Annotated in this window: 18 protein-coding genes; 6 read left to right on the top strand and 12 right to left on the bottom strand. The window is 72.7% G+C overall.

All coding sequences use genetic code 11. From position 1 onward, the window contains the following. Positions 1 to 165: 165 nt before the first annotated feature. Genes OHU34_RS17005 through tsaB form a run of 5 tightly spaced genes read right to left on the bottom strand, consistent with a single transcriptional unit; the run spans position 166 to position 3,121 of the window. A complete protein-coding gene (locus OHU34_RS17005; protein WP_405767047.1) occupies positions 166 to 546 on the bottom strand; it encodes a hypothetical protein in 381 nt (126 codons plus the stop codon). Then, complete coding sequence (locus tag OHU34_RS17010; RefSeq protein ID WP_142265761.1) at positions 543 to 803, bottom strand: hypothetical protein; 261 nt, start codon at positions 801 to 803, stop codon at positions 543 to 545. Before OHU34_RS17010 ends, OHU34_RS17005 begins: the two co-directional genes overlap by 4 nt. Continuing rightward, positions 800 to 1,903: a tRNA (adenosine(37)-N6)-threonylcarbamoyltransferase complex transferase subunit TsaD gene (gene tsaD / locus OHU34_RS17015; protein ID WP_405767050.1), complete on the bottom strand. Its 1,104-nt coding sequence runs from the start codon at positions 1,901 to 1,903 to the stop codon at positions 800 to 802. Before tsaD ends, OHU34_RS17010 begins: the two co-directional genes overlap by 4 nt. Further along, on the bottom strand, positions 1,896 to 2,426 hold the full coding sequence (locus OHU34_RS17020) for a GNAT family N-acetyltransferase (protein ID WP_142268005.1): 531 nt from the start codon (positions 2,424 to 2,426) through the stop codon (positions 1,896 to 1,898). Before OHU34_RS17020 ends, tsaD begins: the two co-directional genes overlap by 8 nt. 41 nt (positions 2,427 to 2,467) lie before the next feature. After that, positions 2,468 to 3,121 (bottom strand): tRNA (adenosine(37)-N6)-threonylcarbamoyltransferase complex dimerization subunit type 1 TsaB, encoded by a 654-nt coding sequence (gene tsaB, locus OHU34_RS17025; protein WP_020132173.1) that lies wholly within the window; start codon positions 3,119 to 3,121, stop codon positions 2,468 to 2,470. Between the two features lie 111 nt (positions 3,122 to 3,232). Between tsaB and OHU34_RS17030 the strand changes: the two genes are divergently transcribed. Next, positions 3,233 to 3,775 (top strand): L,D-transpeptidase, encoded by a 543-nt coding sequence (locus tag OHU34_RS17030; RefSeq protein ID WP_142265759.1) that lies wholly within the window; start codon positions 3,233 to 3,235, stop codon positions 3,773 to 3,775. 162 nt (positions 3,776 to 3,937) lie between these two features. Continuing rightward, positions 3,938 to 4,108: a hypothetical protein gene (locus tag OHU34_RS17035; RefSeq protein ID WP_200839775.1), complete on the top strand. Its 171-nt coding sequence runs from the start codon at positions 3,938 to 3,940 to the stop codon at positions 4,106 to 4,108. Between the two features lie 72 nt (positions 4,109 to 4,180). Here OHU34_RS17035 and tsaE read toward each other — a convergent pair whose 3' ends face one another. The 6 genes from tsaE to OHU34_RS17065 all read right to left on the bottom strand — a co-directional run bounded on the left by tsaE (position 4,181) and on the right by OHU34_RS17065 (position 10,214). Continuing rightward, a complete protein-coding gene (gene tsaE, locus OHU34_RS17040; protein WP_142265758.1) occupies positions 4,181 to 4,687 on the bottom strand; it encodes a tRNA (adenosine(37)-N6)-threonylcarbamoyltransferase complex ATPase subunit type 1 TsaE in 507 nt (168 codons plus the stop codon). A gap of 88 nt (positions 4,688 to 4,775) precedes the next feature. Beyond that, positions 4,776 to 6,014 (bottom strand): alpha/beta fold hydrolase, encoded by a 1,239-nt coding sequence (locus OHU34_RS17045; protein WP_142265757.1) that lies wholly within the window; start codon positions 6,012 to 6,014, stop codon positions 4,776 to 4,778. A 55-nt stretch (positions 6,015 to 6,069) separates the two neighbouring features. Further along, a complete protein-coding gene (alr, locus tag OHU34_RS17050) occupies positions 6,070 to 7,233 on the bottom strand; it encodes an alanine racemase (RefSeq protein ID WP_405767053.1) in 1,164 nt (387 codons plus the stop codon). Positions 7,234 to 7,267: 34 nt separating this feature from the next. Continuing rightward, entirely contained in the window at positions 7,268 to 7,960 is a 693-nt protein-coding gene (locus OHU34_RS17055; RefSeq protein ID WP_142265755.1) for a L,D-transpeptidase family protein, read from the bottom strand. 337 nt (positions 7,961 to 8,297) lie between these two features. Beyond that, a complete protein-coding gene (locus OHU34_RS17060) occupies positions 8,298 to 9,737 on the bottom strand; it encodes an NAD(P)H-hydrate dehydratase (protein WP_405767056.1) in 1,440 nt (479 codons plus the stop codon). A 105-nt stretch (positions 9,738 to 9,842) separates the two neighbouring features. Further along, positions 9,843 to 10,214, bottom strand: a complete 372-nt coding sequence (locus tag OHU34_RS17065; protein WP_142265753.1) for a holo-ACP synthase — start codon at positions 10,212 to 10,214, stop codon at positions 9,843 to 9,845. Positions 10,215 to 10,359: 145 nt separating this feature from the next. Between OHU34_RS17065 and OHU34_RS17070 the strand changes: the two genes are divergently transcribed. Together OHU34_RS17070 and OHU34_RS17075 are read left to right on the top strand one after the other, a co-directional pair. Continuing rightward, positions 10,360 to 11,349: a hypothetical protein gene (locus OHU34_RS17070; protein ID WP_405767058.1), complete on the top strand. Its 990-nt coding sequence runs from the start codon at positions 10,360 to 10,362 to the stop codon at positions 11,347 to 11,349. After that, positions 11,346 to 13,100, top strand: coding sequence for a pitrilysin family protein (locus tag OHU34_RS17075; protein WP_142265751.1), 1,755 nt, complete (start codon positions 11,346 to 11,348; stop codon positions 13,098 to 13,100). Before OHU34_RS17070 ends, OHU34_RS17075 begins: the two co-directional genes overlap by 4 nt. Before the next feature lie 166 nt (positions 13,101 to 13,266). On the opposite strand, the gene glmS is transcribed toward OHU34_RS17075, so the two are convergent. Continuing rightward, positions 13,267 to 15,114: a glutamine--fructose-6-phosphate transaminase (isomerizing) gene (glmS, locus tag OHU34_RS17080; RefSeq protein WP_142265750.1), complete on the bottom strand. Its 1,848-nt coding sequence runs from the start codon at positions 15,112 to 15,114 to the stop codon at positions 13,267 to 13,269. A 162-nt stretch (positions 15,115 to 15,276) separates the two neighbouring features. Between glmS and coaA the strand changes: the two genes are divergently transcribed. Continuing rightward, entirely contained in the window at positions 15,277 to 16,245 is a 969-nt protein-coding gene (gene coaA, locus OHU34_RS17085) for a type I pantothenate kinase (protein WP_200839773.1), read from the top strand. 16 nt (positions 16,246 to 16,261) lie between these two features. Next, positions 16,262 to 17,200 carry a DUF389 domain-containing protein gene (locus OHU34_RS17090; RefSeq protein WP_405767061.1) on the top strand — a complete coding sequence of 313 codons (939 nt, stop codon included), beginning with the start codon at positions 16,262 to 16,264 and terminating at the stop codon, positions 17,198 to 17,200. Positions 17,201 to 17,236: the final 36 nt, after the last annotated feature.

Raw genomic sequence — 17,236 nt, forward strand, 5'->3', positions numbered from 1 at the left:
GGACGGTGCTCGACGCGGCCGTCACGGCACCGCGCCGACAGGGACCGGTGGTTTCGTCCCGACCGACGGGAGCCCGGTCCGGACGGTGGCCTTCGCCCTCTGCGCGGGAACCCTGGCGACATCGGCCTGGGCGCTGTCGGCGCCGCAACCGCAGCCGTAGCCGCCTCACGCCGTTCGTTCGTCGCCCGTCGCGAAGTACCGGTCCACGTACTCCCCCGGCGGCAGTGTGCTCGCGCGCATCAGGGAGAACACCTCGGCGCCGTCACCGGGTGTCCCGAACAGGGTGAAGGCCTGGGCGAGCCGCGCGTACTCGACGCCGTCGAGGTCCTCGCAGTACTCGGCGGCCTCGGCCTCCGCCCGCTCGACCGCCTCGTCCGCCGACCGGGCCGTCCACAGGGTGATGCGCTCCTCGTAGACGCCCAGGGGGCCGTGCCGGAAGACGCACCGGACGCCGTACCAGGACGGTTCGTCGGTCGGTTCGTCGGTCGGTTCGTCCGGGGTGGGGCCTGCGCACCCGCTCCTCGCGGACGGGACCCGGCCGCTCACGTCGGGTCCGACACCGGCTCGAACCGCCACCGGTGCGCGGCCCGGCTCACCAACGCCGCGTCGGGATCGGGAAGTTCGGGGAGGACGGCGTCGTAGTCGGCGTCCCACCAGGTGATGACCAGCACCCGGTCCTGCGGGGCGCGGAAGGTCTCCCGGCGCCTGGGCGCGGGCGCGAGATCCTGCGCCCGCGCCCAGGCCAGCAGGTCCTCGCCCCGGCCGGTGACCGCCCGGGCCTCCCACATCAGCGCGACCGTCATGAATAGAGGTTGTCCTTGCCGGTCTCGTGGGCGTGGACGTGGTCGTGGTCGTGCGGGCGGCCCGGCACATGGGGGTCGGTCACCGGCAGCGAGGAGTCCGCCGACAGGTCCCAGTCGGACGCGGCGCGTCCCCGGGCCACCATCTCCGCGCCCAGGGCCGCCACCATCGCGCCGTTGTCCGTGCACAGCTTGGGGCGCGGGACGCGCAGCCGGATACCGACGGCCTCGCAGCGCTCCTGGGCCACGGCCCGCAGCCGGGTGTTCGCGGCCACGCCGCCGCCGATCATCAGGTGGTCGACGCCCTCGTCCTTGCAGGCCCGTACGGCCTTGCGGGTCAGGACGTCCACGACCGCCTCCTGGAAGGAGGCCGCCACGTCACGGACCGGGACCTCCTCGCCCGCCGCCCGCTTCGCCTCGATCCAGCGGGCGACCGACGTCTTCAGTCCGGAGAAGGAGAAGTCGTACACCGGGTCGCGCGGGCCGGTCAGGCCGCGCGGGAAGGCGATCGCCGAGGGGTCGCCCTCGCGGGCGTAGCGGTCGATGACCGGGCCGCCCGGGAAGCCCAGGTTCAGCACCCGTGCGATCTTGTCGAAGGCCTCGCCCGCCGCGTCGTCGATGGTCGCGCCCATCGGACGGACGTCGGAGGTGATGTCGGTGGACAGCAGCAGGGACGAGTGGCCGCCGGACACCAGCAGCGCCATCGTCGGCTCGGGCAGCGCGCCGTGCTCCAGCTGGTCCACACAGATGTGGGAGGCGAGGTGGTTCACCCCGTAGAGGGGCTTGCCGAGGGCGTAGGCGTACGCCTTCGCCGCCGAGACGCCGACCAGCAGGGCACCGGCGAGACCGGGACCGGCCGTGACCGCGATGCCGTCGAGGTCCTTCGGGCTCACCCCCGCTTCCTTCAGGGCCCGCTCGATGGTCGGGACCATCGCCTCCAGGTGAGCCCGGGACGCCACCTCCGGCACGACCCCGCCGAAACGGGCGTGCTCGTCGACGCTGGAGGCGATCGCGTCCGCCAGCAGGGTCGTGCCGCGCACGACGCCCACGCCGGTCTCGTCGCAGGAGGTCTCGATCCCCAGAACCAGGGGTTCGTCAGCCATTGTTCTCGGTTTCCTGTGTCCCTTGTACCGGGGTCGGTACTGATGTCGATGGATCGGTCAGCCGCATCACCAGGGCGTCCACGTTCCCCGGCTGGTAGTAGCCGCGCCGGAAGCCGATGGCCTCGAAGCCGAAGCGTTCGTAGAGCTTCTGGGCGCGGACGTTGTCGATCCGGCACTCCAGCATGACCTCGGCGCACTCGAAGGCGGTCGCCGCGCGCAGCAGCTCCGTCAGCAGGCGGCCGCCGAGCCCGGTGCTCCAGTGGCCGCGGGCGACGGCGATGGTCTGCACGTCGGCGACCGCGGCGAAGCCGTTGTCGGACCCCGTGCCGGCCACGGCCAGGCCCGCGTAACCGACGATCCGCTCGCCTTCGGCCGTGGTCTCGACCGCGACGAGATAGCGCCGGGTCGCCTCGGGGCCCCGCGCATGGGCCAGGTCGGACCAGAACATGCCCCGCGACCAGGCGTCCTCGGGGAAGAGGTCCTTCTCCAGTTCCAGCACGGGTTCGATGTCCCACCAGCGCATCTCCCGCAGTACGGGCCGGCCGGTCGGGTTGGCGGCTTCGGTCACTTGGGGGTGACCACCTTGTAGTTCTTCGGCACCTGGGCGTCCGGCCGGCGCAGGTACAGCGGGCGCGGGGCCGGCAGCTCCTCGCCCCGGACGAGCCGCTCGGCGGCGAGCGAGGCGAGGGCGGCGGCGGAGACGTGCTCGGGCTCGTGCGCTTCGGGGAAGGTGTCCGGGTACAGCAGCGCGCCCGCGCCGACGGACGGCAGCCCGGCCACCTCGTCGGCGATGTCGGCGGGCCGGTCCACCGCGGGGCCCGACACCCGGGTCCGGGAGTTGTCGTAACGCGCCCAGTAGACCTCCTTGCGGCGGGCATCGGTCGCCACGACGAAGGGTCCTTCGAGGTCGGCCGCGTAGGCGAGGCCGTCGAGGGTGCACAGACCGTGCACCGGGACGCCGAGCGCGAGCCCGAAGGTGTCGGCGGTCATCAGACCGACTCTCAGCCCGGTGTACGGGCCGGGGCCGACACCGACGACGATTCCGGTGACGGCGTCGAGACTGCGCCCGGCCCCGGCGAGCAGCCGGTCGACGGCCGGCAGCAGCAGCTCGCCGTGCCGGCGCGCGTCCACCTGACTCGAGGAGGCGATGACGTCCGTGCCGTCGTGCAGCGCGACGGTGACGGCGGGGGTGGCGGTATCCAGAGCGAGCAAGAGCACGCAAACAGCCTACGGCTCCCGTGCCCCGGACATGGCCGCGCCGGTCGAAGGCGTGATGACTGCTAACGTCACCGCGAAACGTGACGTACGGGACAGACTGGGTGGTCGTCGATGCCAAGCAACAGCTCGACTTTCGTCGCCGGGCTCACCGCGGCGGCCCTGGCGACGGTCGCGTTCCTCACCTTCCAGGCGTCGGCGAGCGCACCCGCCGACCTGTCCCGGCCGCAGCGCAGCGGCGGTGCCGCGAAGGCGCCCCGGGACAAGGCCCACCCGGCCGCGCTGCCGGCCGACTCCGGCCTCGGGGCGCGGGTCGTGTACTCGCTGGACGACGACCGGGTGTGGCTGGTCCGGTCGGACGGCGGGGTCAGGCGGACGTTCAAGGTCGCCCCCGGCAGTGTGGACCCGCCCCTGGGCAACTACGCCGTCACCTCCCGGGCGGGCGCCGTCACCGGCACCGACGGCACCCCCATCGAGCACGTCGTGCGCTTCGCCACCGTGAACGACGTGACGATCGGCTTCAGCGCGGCGTTGGACGGCTCGCTGCCCGAGCCCGACCCGACGGTGAGGACGGGCGGCATCCGGCAGACCGTCGCGGACGGCGACGCGATGTGGGACTTCGCGACGATCGGACAGTCCGTCGTCGTGATCCCGTAGGCGCGGCTCGGGCCCGGGGTGCGGCGCCCGAGTATCCCGTGAACGTTTCCGACGAGACGTCGGCAAAATGTTGCGTCGGGTGTCCGGTGCGTGGTCACATGGTATCAACTTCGTAGTTAGGTCTACCTAACTACGCCCGCCCCCGAACCTCAGGAGGCGTCCATGTCGGTCACCGAGCCCAAGGGCCTGCCGTCGCGGCCGTTCACGCTCGCCGGTGTGTCCATGCGTGATCTGCTGGCCTCGTGCGCGGCCGCGGAAGCCGTCTCGACGCCGCCGCGGCTGCCCGACCCGGCACTCACCGAGCAGCCGGTGGAGCGTCCCAGGGCGGCGTGAGCCCCGCCGGCGACCGGCGCCGCGGACCCCCGTCCGGCCGACCGCCCGCCGATCACGGCGACCGCCCGTCGATCAGGCCGACAGCACGCCGAGGTCCGCCGAGGCCCAGCGCTCGCCGAGCCCCGTCACCGTCACGTGCCGCACCTCGTCCGTGGTGTCGCCGACGGCACGGTGGATGAGGACCTGGAGCCGGTCGTCGGTCAGTTCCTCGACCTTGCCCTCGCCCCACTCCACGACGATCACCGACGCGGGCAGCGACACGTCGAGGTCGAGGTCCTCCATCTCGTCGAGCCCGCCGCCCAGGCGGTACGCGTCGACGTGGACGAGCGGCGGACCTTCCCCGAGGGAAGGGTGCACGCGGGCGATCACGAACGTCGGGGAGGTGACCGCACCCCGGATCCCGAGCCCCGCACCCAGCCCGCGGGTGAGCGTCGTCTTGCCCGCGCCGAGTTCCCCGCTGAGCATCACGAGATCACCCGCGCGCAGGAGCTTGGCGAGACGACGGCCCAGCTCCCCCATCTGCTCGGGGGAGTTGACGCGCAGCTGGACAGACCGGGGCGATGCTGCGTTCTCTTCCATCATCACTCACTCGCAGTAGTACACTGATCACACCCCGCAAGGGGTCGGTTCGGGCTGGGCCGCAGCCGAAGGCTGGAAGCCACCTCCGTCAGGAGGGGGCGGAGTCACAGCCGTTCACGGTAGCCGTGTTCGGTATCGCCCCCGTGCGGGCGAGCAGGTCGGCGAGGCGGTCGGTGACCACTTCCGGGTGCTCCAGCATGACGAGGTGCCCGGCGTCCGGTACCAGGACCAGTTCCGCGCCCGGCAAGGCGTCGGCGATCGCCTCGCTGTGCTCGCTCGGCGTGACCAGGTCCCCGATCCCGGCGAGCACCAGCACCGGCATGTCGGTGAAACAGGCCAGCGCCTCGGTCTTGTCGTGATCCGTGAACGCCGGATAGAACTCGGCGACCACGTCGATCGGCGTGCCCTCGATCATCCGCTCGGCGAACCGCGCCACCGCCGGATCGACGTCCCGCGACGCGAACGAGTACCGCTTGATGATCCCGGCGAAGAGATCGGCGGTGGCCCGCCGCCCCTTCTCCACCAGGGCCGCCTGCTGCCCCAGCGCCTTCAGCACCCCCGGCAGCACCCGCCGCACCGCGTTCACGCCCGCGACCGGCAGTCCGAAGTTGACCTCGCCGAGCCGCCCCGACGACGTACCGACGAAGGCGGTGGCGACGACCCGCTCGCGGATCAGCTCGGGGTACAGCGCGGCCAGGGCCATCACCGTCATCCCGCCCATGGAGTGCCCGACGAGCACGATCGGCCCCTCCGGCACGGCCGCGTCGATCACGGCCCTCAGATCGCGCCCCAGCTGATCGATGGTGACCGGCTCGCCGTCCCGTATCTGGGCGGTACCGCGCCCGGACCGGCCGTGACTGCGCTGGTCCCAGTGCACGGTCCGTACGACGCCCCGCAGGGCCGCCCGCTGGAAGTGCCAGGAGTCCTGGTTGAGGCAGTAGCCGTGGCTGAAGACCACGGTGACGGGGAGCGGGGCCTTGCGCCCGAAGAGCCTGCGCCGCCGGTTCGCCGGCCCGCCCTGCGGCTCGACGTCGTCGACCTCGTAGTACATCTCGGTGCCATCCTCGGCGTACGCCTTGGCGGGAGTGCCGCGCAGGCCGCCGTACGGCCCCGTCGAGTCGAGCGCGAGCCGGGCCTTGGCCCGCATGCCGCGGCCGACTGTCATCCGCTCCAGGGCGACACCCGCCGCGGCGCCGGCGGCGATCACGCCTATCGCGGCGCCGGCGATGCCGGTCGCCCGGCGCCACCCCCCGCCCGCCCCCGTGGCGGAGGCGGCAACGACCGCCGAGGCGGCGCTCGCCACCGCCTCCGCGCTGCTCTCGCTCACGTACCGCTCCTCTTTGGCCGATGCCCCTGTACTGACTGCGGGTTACCCGTCCTGGTCACTCGTTCACATAGACGCGGGGTACGCGCGATCCGATGCGTGTGACGATCTCGTACCCGATGGTGCCGGCCGCCTGGGCCCAGTCCTGTGCCGTGGGTTCACCGCGGTCGCCGGGTCCGAAGAGGACCGCCTCCGCGCCGGGGCCCGGCTCGTCGCCGCCGAGGTCGACGACGAACTGGTCCATGGCGATCCGGCCGGCCGCCGTCCGCCACTTGCCGGCGACCAGCACCGGACCGCTCCCGGAGGCGTGCCGGGGAACACCGTCCGCATAGCCGAGGGGGACCAGGCCCAGGGTGGTCTCGCCCGGGGTGACGTAGTGGTGGCCGTAGCTCACGCCGTGGCCGCCGGGGACGTGCTTCACCAGGGCCAGCGAGGCCGCGAGGGTCATCACCGGGCGCAGCCCGAAGTCGGTGGCGGAGCCCAGCTCGGGGCTGGGCGACAGGCCGTACATCGCGATGCCCGGGCGGACCAGGTCGAAGTGGGTCTCCGGAAGCGTGAGCGTGGCCGGGGAGTTGGCGATGTGCCGCACCTCGGGCCGCACGCCCTGCCGTTCGGCGTACGCCACCATCTCGTGGAAGCGGTCGAGCTGGGGCGCGATGGAGGGATGTCCGGGCTCGTCGGCGCAGGCGAAGTGCGACCACAGGCCGGTGACCCGGAGCAGCCCCTCGCCCTCGGCCCGCAGCGCCTCGCCCACCAGCTCGGGCCAGTCGGCGGGCTGGCAGCCGTTGCGCCCGAGCCCGGTGTCGGCCTTGAGCTGCACGCGGGCGGCCCGCCCGGCGGCCCGTGCCCCCTCGACGACCTCCCGCAGGGCCCAGAGCCCGCTCACCGACACATCGAGTCCGGCCTCGACCGCCTCCCGCCAGGGGCCGCCCGGCGTCCACAGCCAGCACATGATCCTGACGTCCGCCGGCAGCCCGCCGTCCGCGCGCAGCGCCAGCGCCTCCTCGGGCGTGGCGGTGCCCACCCAGCCGGCGCCGGCCGCGACCGCGGCGCGGGCACAGGGGGCGGCCCCGTGCCCGTACCCGTCGGCCTTCACCACGGCCATGAACTCCGCGCCCGGCGCCTTGGCGCGCAACGTACGCACGTTGGCCCGCAGCGTGGCCAGGTCGATCTCGGCACGGGCGCGCGACGGGGTGGCGGGCGGCTTGGCAGTCTCACTCATCGCGCCCAGTGTCTCAGAGGGCCCGGACAGCCCCCTAGGTACCGGGCCGGTGCCCCCACACGTAGACCCGGTCGCCCTTCTTCAGCACACCCCACAGTCTGCGCGCGTCACCGACGGTGAGATTGACGCAGCCCATGGAGCCGATGGTGGTGTGGATGCTGTCGTAGACGGCGTGGAAGGCCTGGCCGCCGTCGAAGAACTGCGCATACGGCATGGGGGCGTTGTAGAGCGTGGAGACGTGGTTCTTGTGCCGCCAGTAGACGGTGTGCCATCCCTTGCGGGTCGGGTGCACGGCCCGCCCGCTGCGCATCGACACGGGTCCGAAGACGACCTTCGTCCCTTTCTGCACCCAGGTCAGTTGCCGGTCGAGATCGACGCAGGCGACCCGGTGGGTCCGCACCGGACACTTCTTCTTGGCGTTGGGGTTCTTCCTCGCGGCGACGAGCTGCATCCGCGCCCAGGTGACGGGCCCGGCGAACCCGATCGCGGGCTGGATCCCCTGCTGCCGCTGGAACGCCCGGATCGCCTGGCAGTCGGCGGCGGACTGCTTACCGTCCACGGTCAGCTTCAGCCACCGCTCGACCGCCCGCTGGTACGGCCCGGCCCGCTTGCTGCACGCCACCCGGGTCATCACCTCGTCCAGCGGCACGTACTCGACGAGCGCGTACGTCCCCTCCACCGCGTCCCGCGGCTCGACGGCGTCCTCGGCCGCGGTGGGCGTGTACACCCTCGGCGCGAGCACCTGGTCGGGCGTGTCGACCTCCCAGGACGGAGGTGACGGAGGAGGAGCGGCGCGAGCAGGCGTACCCAGGGGAAGAAGCGCGACGGCAGCGAGAACGAGAGCCACGGTTCGTGTGCTGAACATCCGATCAGACAAGCGCGCCGCGTACGTCCCCCAGGACTGCCGCGCGGCAGCATCACCCTTTCGGCGGGGGGACTCTCAGCGCGTCCGGCGTTCGAGGACGAGGCCATCCAGGCCGAAAGGGGAAATAGGGGGAAAGGGGGATCTGGGGGCACAGCCCCCCAGGGAGGGAAGGGGCGGCGGGGGCGAGAAAACCCGGCCCCTACCGCCGCACATCCCGCCAGGCCCCCGCGACCGCCGCAGCCACCTCATGCGCCCCCACCGGCGCCCCGTCCGCGGCGAACCGCCCCGCCAGCCCGTGCAGATAGGCCCCCACGCTCCCCGCGTCCAACGCACTCAGCCCCGCCGCCAGCAACGACCCGGCAAGCCCCGACAGCACATCCCCGCTCCCGGCCGTGGCCAGCCACGCCGTCCCGGTCGCGTTCACCCGCACCACCCCCGCACCACCCGCGTCCGCGACCAGCGTCGTCGACCCCTTCAGCAGGACGGTCGCCCGATAGCGGGCCGCCAGCTCCCGCGCGGAACGCAGCCGGGCCGCCTCCACCTCCTCCCGCGCCACCCCCAGCAGCGCGGCCGCCTCCCCCGCGTGCGGTGTCATCAGCGTCGGCGCGGTCCGCCCGCGCACCGCGTCGGCGTCCGCGAGCCGGAGCCCGTCGGCGTCGATCAGCACCGGCACCTCGGCGGACAGCACCTCCGCCACCGTCTTGGCATCGTCCCCGGCGCCCGGCCCGACGACCCAGGCCTGCACCCGCCCGGCCTGCCGGGGCCCCCGGTCGGACACGAGCGTCTCGGGGAACCGCGCGACGACCGCGTCCCCGGCCGGCCCCACGTACCGCACGGCCCCCGCCCCGCCCCGCAGCGCCCCCGCGACGGCCAGCACGGCGGCCCCCGGATACCGGGCGGACCCGGCGGCGATCCCGACGACGCCCCGCCGGTACTTGTCGCTCTCTCCGCCGGGCACGGGCAGCAGGGCGGCCACGTCCGCGTGCTGAAGGGCCGCCAGCTCGGGCTCGGCGGGCAACTCGCCCCCGAGCCCGATGTCGACAAGCCGCACCGACCCGGCGTACTCCCGCGCCGGATCGACGAGCAGCCCCGGCTTGTGCGTGCCGAAGGTGACGGTGACGTCGGCACGGATCGCGCTCCCGTGCACCTCGCCGGAGTCGGCGTCGACGCCGCTGGGCAGGTCGACGGCGACGACGACGGCCCGGGCCTCGGCGACGATCGCGGCCAGCGAGGCCGCGTCCGGCCGCAGCCCGCCCTTCCCGCCGATCCCGACGATGCCGTCGAGCACGAGGTCGGCCCGCCGGACGACGGCTTCGGCGCCGGCCGGCGCGACCGTGTGGCCGCCCGCCCGGCGCAGGGCCGCGAGCCCTGCGGCGTGGGTCCGCTCGGGCGCGAGCAGCACCGCGGTCACGCCCGCCCCGCGCCGGGCGAGCCGGGCGCCGGCGTACAGGGCGTCACCCCCGTTGTCGCCGCTGCCGACCAGCAGCACGACCCGCCGCCCGTACACCCGCCCCAGCAGGTCGGCGCAGGCGGCGGCGAGCCCGGCGGCGGCCCGCTGCATGAGGGCCCCTTCCGGAACCCGGGCCATCAGCTCCCGCTCGGCACGACGGACGGTCTCGACGCGGTAGGCAGTACGCATACGGTCGAGTCTCCCCCGGACTCCCCCGTCACCGCACGCCGTCAGCCCATCCTGCGGTGCGCCCGTGGTTCACCGTGCGGCGGCCCCCGCGGTGCGCCCTCCGGTTCAGCCTTCGGCCACCACCACCGCCGAGGCGACGCCCGCGTCGTGACTCAGCGACACGTGCCAGCTCCGCACTCCCAGTTCGGCCGCCCGCGCCGCGACACTCCCCTGCACCCGCAGCCGGGGCCGCCCGCTGTCCTCGACGTACACCTCCGCGTCCGTCCACAGCAGCCCGGGCGGCGCCCCCAGCGCCTTGGCGAGAGCCTCCTTCGCGGCGAACCGGGCCGCCAGCGAAGCGGCACCCCGCCGCTCCCCGCTCGGCAGCAGCAGCTCGCTCTCCAGGAAGAGCCGCCGGGCCAGGCCGGGCGTCCGCTCCATTGACGCCGCGAACCGCTCGATCTCGGCCACGTCGATACCGACCCCGATGATGCTCATGCCGAGCACCCTACGGCCGGGCTGTCACAGCCTGCTGCTAGCCTGCGGCGACTTGATCACGTCAGTCGAGAAGCAGGTTTTCACCGCCGCACGCCCTGGGGGGCCAGCCCGCGTGCCGCGGACAGTGACGCCAGGGGGCGGAGGAATGACCAGCACCACCAACGGCATGGCCGGCGGCGGACCCACGAGCGGTTGGGGACCGACCTTCGACCCGTACGACAACACGCCCGAGCTGATCCCGATGCGCACCGCCGCGCAGGCCGGAGACTGGCCTACGGTGCGGGCCTGGTTCGCGGGCCTCGACTCGGTCGACAAGCTCTCCTCCGCCGTCGGCCTCCTCGCCGACATCCCCGGCGTCGAGAACTTCCTGGAGCGGGCGGCGGCGGAATCGCCCGGCGACCCGCTGCCGCGCACGCTGCTGGCCGAGCGGTACGTCTACATCGGCTGGGACATCCGCAGCGGCGCCCGCGCCCAGCACGTCTCACGGGACCAGTTCACCCAGTTCCACGACTGGCTGCGCAGGGCCGAGCAGCTGCTGATCGAGATCTGCGCCGAGCACCCCTCGTACGCCCCCGCCTGGACCGCCCGGCTGATGACCGCGCGCGGCCTCCAGCTGGGACAGGCCGAGGCGCGCCGCCGCTACGACCGCCTGTCCGCCCACCACCCGCACCAGTACCACGCGCAGGTCCAGCTGCTCCAGCAGCTGTGCCCGAAGTGGAGCGGCTCCTGGGAGGCGGCGCACGGCTTCGCCCGCGAATGCGCGACCGCGGCCCCCGACGGCTCGACCTCCGGCGCCCTGGTCGCCCTCGCGCACATCGAGCGCTGGCTCGACCTGGACAGCGGCGAGGACGCGGCCTACATGCGGGGCCTGTCGGTCCGCGACGACCTGCGCAACGCCGCCCAGGTCTCCGTGCTGCACCCGGCCCACCGGCCCGACTGGAACTCGCTCGGCGCGCACAACGCGTTCGCGTTCGCCTTCTCGCTCGGCAACCACTGGGAGTACGCGGCCCCGCACTTCGCCTTCATCGGCGACCGCGCGACCGAGTCCCCGTGGCACTACGTGCCCGACAAGAAGTCCTCGTTCCTCAAGTCCCGCAAGGCCGCGCTGGAATCCCGAGGAGGCGGCAACCGATGAGCACCGACCTGCACGAGCACGACGACCGCGCCGATCTCGCCGCCCTCGCCGGCCTCGTCTCGCACACCACCACCCAGCACATCCCCACCCTCTACGCCCCCGCCTCCGGCAACGAGATCACCGCCGGCCTCTTCTTCCGGGTGGGCCGCGCCGACGAGACCCTGGCCACCGCCGGCCTCACCCACCTCGTCGAACACCTCGCCCTGCACCGCCTCGGCCTGTCCGATCTGCACTACAACGGCGCGACGGCGAACGCGTACACGCTCTTCCACGTCACCGGCAGCGAGGAGGAGGTCGTCAAGTACCTCAACAGCGTGTGCGCGGGACTGCGGGACCTGCCGATGGAGCGGCTGGAGACCGAGAAGGAGATCCTGCGCACCGAGGCGGCCGGCCGGGGCAGCGGCCCCCAGCACCAGATGCCGCTGTGGCGGTACGGCGCCCAGGGCTACGGCCTGTCCAGCTACAACGAGCTCGGCACCTGGAGCCTGACCCCGGACCAGGTGCGCCACTGGGCCGAGACCCGCTTCACCAGGGACAACGCGGTGCTGTGGATCACCAGCGACCGGGTCCCCGACGGCCTGGACCTCACCCTTCCCCAGGGCACCCGCTTCCCCGCTCCCGCCGCGACCGGCGCACTGCCCAGGACCCCCGCGTTCATCAGCGGCGACGACGGCCATGTCGTCCTCACCTCGGTGCTCCGCCGCTCCACCGCGGCCAGCGTCTTCGCGGACGTCCTCGGCCGGGCCCTGTTCCAGGACCTGCGCCAGGAGGGCGGCTACTCCTACTCCGCGGAGGCCGACTACACCCCGCGCGACGCCGACTTCGCCACCCTCACCGCGTACGCGGACTCCCTCCCGCAGAAGCAGGACGCGGTCGTCGGCGGCTTCGTCGACACCCTCGCCCGGCTGCGCGCGGGCCGCATCGAGCAGGCCGAACTGGACTCCGCCCGCGCCAAGCTCCTCAAGATGTACGACACCCCCGACCTCGCGGCGGCCGCGCTCCCCTCGTACGCGCTGAGCCTGCTGCTCGGGCACCGGATCCTCACCCCCGAGCAGCACCGGTCCGAGCTGAACGCGGTGACCACGGACGACCTGCGCGAGGTCGCCCGGGAGGCCTGGGACAACGCGCTCCTCCAGGTGCCGGGCCGGGGCGTCGACTGGGCGGGCCTCACCCTCGCCCCGCAGCACTCGCAGGCCGCCCTGACCGGCACCCGCCACCAGTCCCTGGAGAACGAGGAGGTCACCCTGGTCATCGGCGCCGAGGGGGTGAGCCTGCTGACCCCGAGGGGCCCGGTCACCGTCCGCTACGACGCCTGCTCGGCGATGACCGCCCGCCCCGACGGTGCCCGCACCCTGACCGGCCATGACGGCTTCTCGGTCACCGTGGAGCCCACCCTGTACCGAGGGGTGACACCGGAACGCATCGCCGCGCTGGACGCGGCCGTGCCCGCCGGGGCAGTGGTACGGATGCCCGCCCGCGAGCCCGACCACATCCCCCAGCCGCGCAAGCGCACCTCCGGCCCGCGGTCCGCCGGCAACGGCCGCTCCACGGTGGGCTGGACCATCGCGCTCTGGCTGATCGGCCTGCTCGCGGCGGCATGGGGCCTGCTGTGCGGGATCATCACGGCCGACGAGGCCTCGGCGACCGCTCCGGAGTGGGACGCGGTGGTCGGCATCTGGATCCTGGAACTCCCCCTCGCCTTCGCCACCTGGAAGATCTACGCGGCCAGAAGACAACGCGTCCGGAGCTGACAAGCGCCCCTGGGGGCGGGAGCCGTCGCGGACGGTCCCCGCCCCCAGGGCGCGGGGCCCTGTCGATCTGCGGCGCCGCCGCGTGGGCGCGACCAGCCACGGCGCACCCGCACCCGCGCGGCGAGAACCCCCACCCCCCCCTCAGGCGCTCCCGCTCAAAACCGCCTCACTCCACCGTCACCGACTTCGCCAGGTTCCGCGGCTGATCCACCTCGTTGCCCCGCGCCGTCGCCAGCTCACACGCGAACACCTGCAACGGCACCGTCGCGACCAACGGCGACAACAGCACCGGCGTGACCGGGATCCGCACGAGATGGTCGGCGTACGGCACCACCGTCTCGTCCCCCTCCTCCGCGATCACGATCGTCCGCGCCCCCCGGGCCCGGATCTCCTGGATGTTGGACACGATCTTGTCGTGCAGGACGGACCGCCCCCGCGGCGACGGCACCACCACGACGACCGGCAGATCCTCCTCGATGAGCGCGATCGGCCCGTGCTTCAGCTCACCCGCGGCGAACCCCTCCGCGTGCATGTAGGCGAGCTCCTTCAGCTTCAGCGCGCCCTCCAGCGCGACGGGATACCCGACGTGCCGCCCGAGGAACAGCACGGTGTCCTTGTGGGCGAGGGACCGCGCCAGCTCCCGCACCGGCCCCATCGTCTCCAGCACCCGCTCGACCGCACCGGAGATCTGCGCGAGATCCCGGATGACGGCCCGGATCTCGTCACCCCACTTGGTGCCGCGCACCTGGCCCAGATACAGCGCGACGAGATAGCAGGCCACCAACTGCGTCAGGAACGCCTTGGTCGAGGCGACGGCCACCTCCGGCCCGGCATGCGTGTACAGCACCGCGTCCGACTCCCGGGGGATCGTCGACCCGTTGGTGTTGCAGATCGCCAGCACCTTGGACCCCTGCTCCCGCGCGTGCCGCAGCGCCATGAGCGTGTCCATCGTCTCCCCGGACTGGGAGATGGCGATGACCAGGGACCGCGAGTCGAGGATCGGGTCCCGGTAGCGGAACTCGCTGGCCAGCTCCACCTCGCACGGGATCCGCGTCCAGTGCTCGATGGCGTACTTGGCGATCAGGCCCGCGTGGAAGGCGGTACCGCACGCGACGATGACGACCTTGTCGACCTCCCGCAGCTCGGAGGCCGGGATCCGCACCTCGTCGAGCGACAGCGCGCCGGAGGCGTCGATGCGGCCGAGCAGGGTGTCGGCGACGGCCTTGGGCTGCTCGGCGATCTCCTTGAGCATGAAGTAGTCGTAGCCGCCCTTCTCCGCGGCCGACGCGTCCCAGTCCACGTGGTACGACCGGACGTCCGCCGGGCGCCCGTCGAAGCCGGTCACCGTCACACCGTCCCGGCGCAGCTCGACGACCTGGTCCTGCCCCAGCTCGATCGCCGACCGGGTGTGCGCGATGAACGCGGCGACGTCCGAGGCGAGAAAGGCCTCGCCCTCCCCGACACCCACCACGAGCGGCGAGTTCCGTCGCGCGCCGACCACCACGTCCGGCTCGTCGGCATGTGCCGCGACCAGCGTGAACGCCCCCTCCAGCCGCCGGCACACCAGCCGCATGGCCTCGGCGAGGTCGGCCGTCACCGAGAACTCCTCGGCGAGCAGATGGGCCACCACCTCGGTGTCGGTCTCGGAGAACAGCTCGTGTCCCCGCTCGGCCAGTTCGGCCCGCAGTACGGCGAAGTTCTCGATGATCCCGTTGTGCACGACGGCGACCCGCCCGGCGTTGTCGAGATGCGGATGCGCGTTGGCGTCCGTCGGTCCGCCGTGCGTGGCCCACCGGGTGTGCCCGATACCCGTCGTCCCGGTCGGCAGTGGCCGGGCCGCGAGCTCCTTCTCCAGATTGACGAGCTTGCCCGCCTTTCTCGCGGCGGCCAGCCCTCCGTCCGCCAGCACGGCGATACCCGCCGAGTCGTAGCCCCGGTACTCCAGCCGCCTCAGCCCGGCCATCACGACCTCCAGCGCCGACTGAGACCCCACGTATCCCACGATTCCGCACATGCGCGGCAGCCTACGACCGAATCACGCCCGGAAAGAGCCTCCACGTGCCCGATTTCGGAAATTCCCACGGCTGTACGCCCCCTCGGCCGGGCGTGACGGACCCCACCCACCATCCTGTTCAAACTCCGTTAACAATGGACTGTGATCTCTCCGGTCTCCCCGATGCCCCGGAGCGCCCACCGGCACAGGCCGGAGGCGACTCCCTTCGTCGACCTCACCCGATCCGAGTGGAGCGCGCTGCGCGAGAAGACTCCGCTGCCGCTGACCGCCGAGGAGGTCGAGAAGCTGCGCGGCCTCGGTGACGTCATCGACCTCGACGAGGTACGTGACATCTACCTGCCGCTTTCGCGCCTGCTCAATCTCTACGTGGGTGCCACCGACGGCCTGCGCGGCGCCCTGAACACCTTCCTCGGCGAACAGGGCTCCCAGTCCGGCACCCCGTTCGTGATAGGCGTCGCGGGCTCGGTGGCGGTCGGCAAGTCGACCGTCGCCCGGCTCCTGCAGGCCCTGCTGTCCCGCTGGCCGGAGCACCCGCGCGTGGAGCTGGTCACCACGGACGGCTTCCTGCTCCCCACCAGGGAGCTGGAGGCCCGCGGCCTGATGTCCCGCAAGGGCTTCCCCGAGTCCTACGACCGCCGCGCGCTGACCCGCTTCGTGGCCGACATCAAGGCGGGCAAGGGCGAGGTCACCGCGCCCGTCTACTCCCACCTGATCTACGACATCGTCCCGGACCGCAAGCTCACCGTCCGGCGCCCCGACATCCTCATCGTCGAGGGCCTGAACGTCCTTCAGCCCGCCCTGCCCGGCAAGGACGGCCGCACCCGCGTCGGCCTCGCCGACTACTTCGACTTCAGCGTGTACGTCGACGCGAGCGCCGAGGACATCGAACGCTGGTACCTCAACCGGTTCCGGAAACTCCGTCAGACGGCCTTCCAGAAACCGGACTCGTACTTCAGGAAGTACACCCAGGTCTCCGAGGACGAGGCCGTCGACTACGCCCGCACCCTCTGGCGCACCATCAACAAGCCCAACCTGGTGGAGAACATCGCGCCCACCCGGGGCCGGGCCACCCTGATCGTCCGCAAGGGCCAGGACCACAAGGTGCAGCGGCTGAGCCTGCGAAAACTCTGACGGCTACCCTGCCTCCATGCTGCACCTGCGCCTGATCACCCCGTCGGGCAGCACCGACGACGTGGTCGCACTGATCGAGAGCACCGTCGGCACCACCCACCTCGTGGTGGTGCCGGGGGCGGCCCGCAACCCGGCCGGCGATGTCGTGATGTGCGACGTGGCACGCGAAGCCGGCGACGAACTCCTCTCCGGACTACAGCGGTTGGGCCTCGACGAGACCGGCTCGATCGCCGTGGAGAACATCGACCTGTCGCTCTCGCTGCGCGCCGACAATGCCGAGGCGGAGGCGCCGGGCGAGGGCGCCGACGCGGTCCTGTGGGAGCACCTCACGGACGCCACCCACGAGGAGTCGACGCTCTCCGTCACCTATCTCGCGTTCATCACGCTCGCCACGATGATCGCGGCCTGTGGTGTGGTGCTCGACAACGCGGTCCTGATCGTGGGCGCGATGGCCGTGGGCCCGGAGTTCGGCCCCCTGGCCGGCGTCTGCACGTCGATCGTGCAGCGCGCTCCCCGCCTGGCCCTGCGCACGCTGATCGCCCTGCTGGTCGGCTTCGCGGTGGCGATGGCGGTGACGGTGGGCTTCAGCCTCTTCATGGACGCGGTCGACCTGTTCAGCGAGGAGCAACTGGAGGCCGACCGCCCCCAGACCGGCTTCGTCTACGCCCCCGACGCCTTCTCCTTCATCGTGGCCGTCCTGGCGGGCGCCGCCGGCACCCTCTCCCTGACCTCGGCGAAGTCCGGCGCCCTGGTGGGCGTGGCCATCTCGGTCACGACGGTCCCGGCAGCCGCCAACGCCGCCGTGGCCCTCAGCTACGGCGACATGACACAAACCCGGGGCTCGACAGAACAACTCCTGCTGAACCTCCTGGGCATCATCCTGGCCGGCACCCTGACCCTGCTGGCCCAGAAGTACCTCTGGGCCAGACAACGCCAACAGGCCAACGCGGACTAGCGCGAGCCCCTGCTACCAGAAGCCCGACGGAACAAG

Source organism: Streptomyces sp. NBC_00080 (genome assembly GCF_045041255.1).
GTDB lineage: Bacteria > Actinomycetota > Actinomycetes > Streptomycetales > Streptomycetaceae > Streptomyces > Streptomyces coriariae.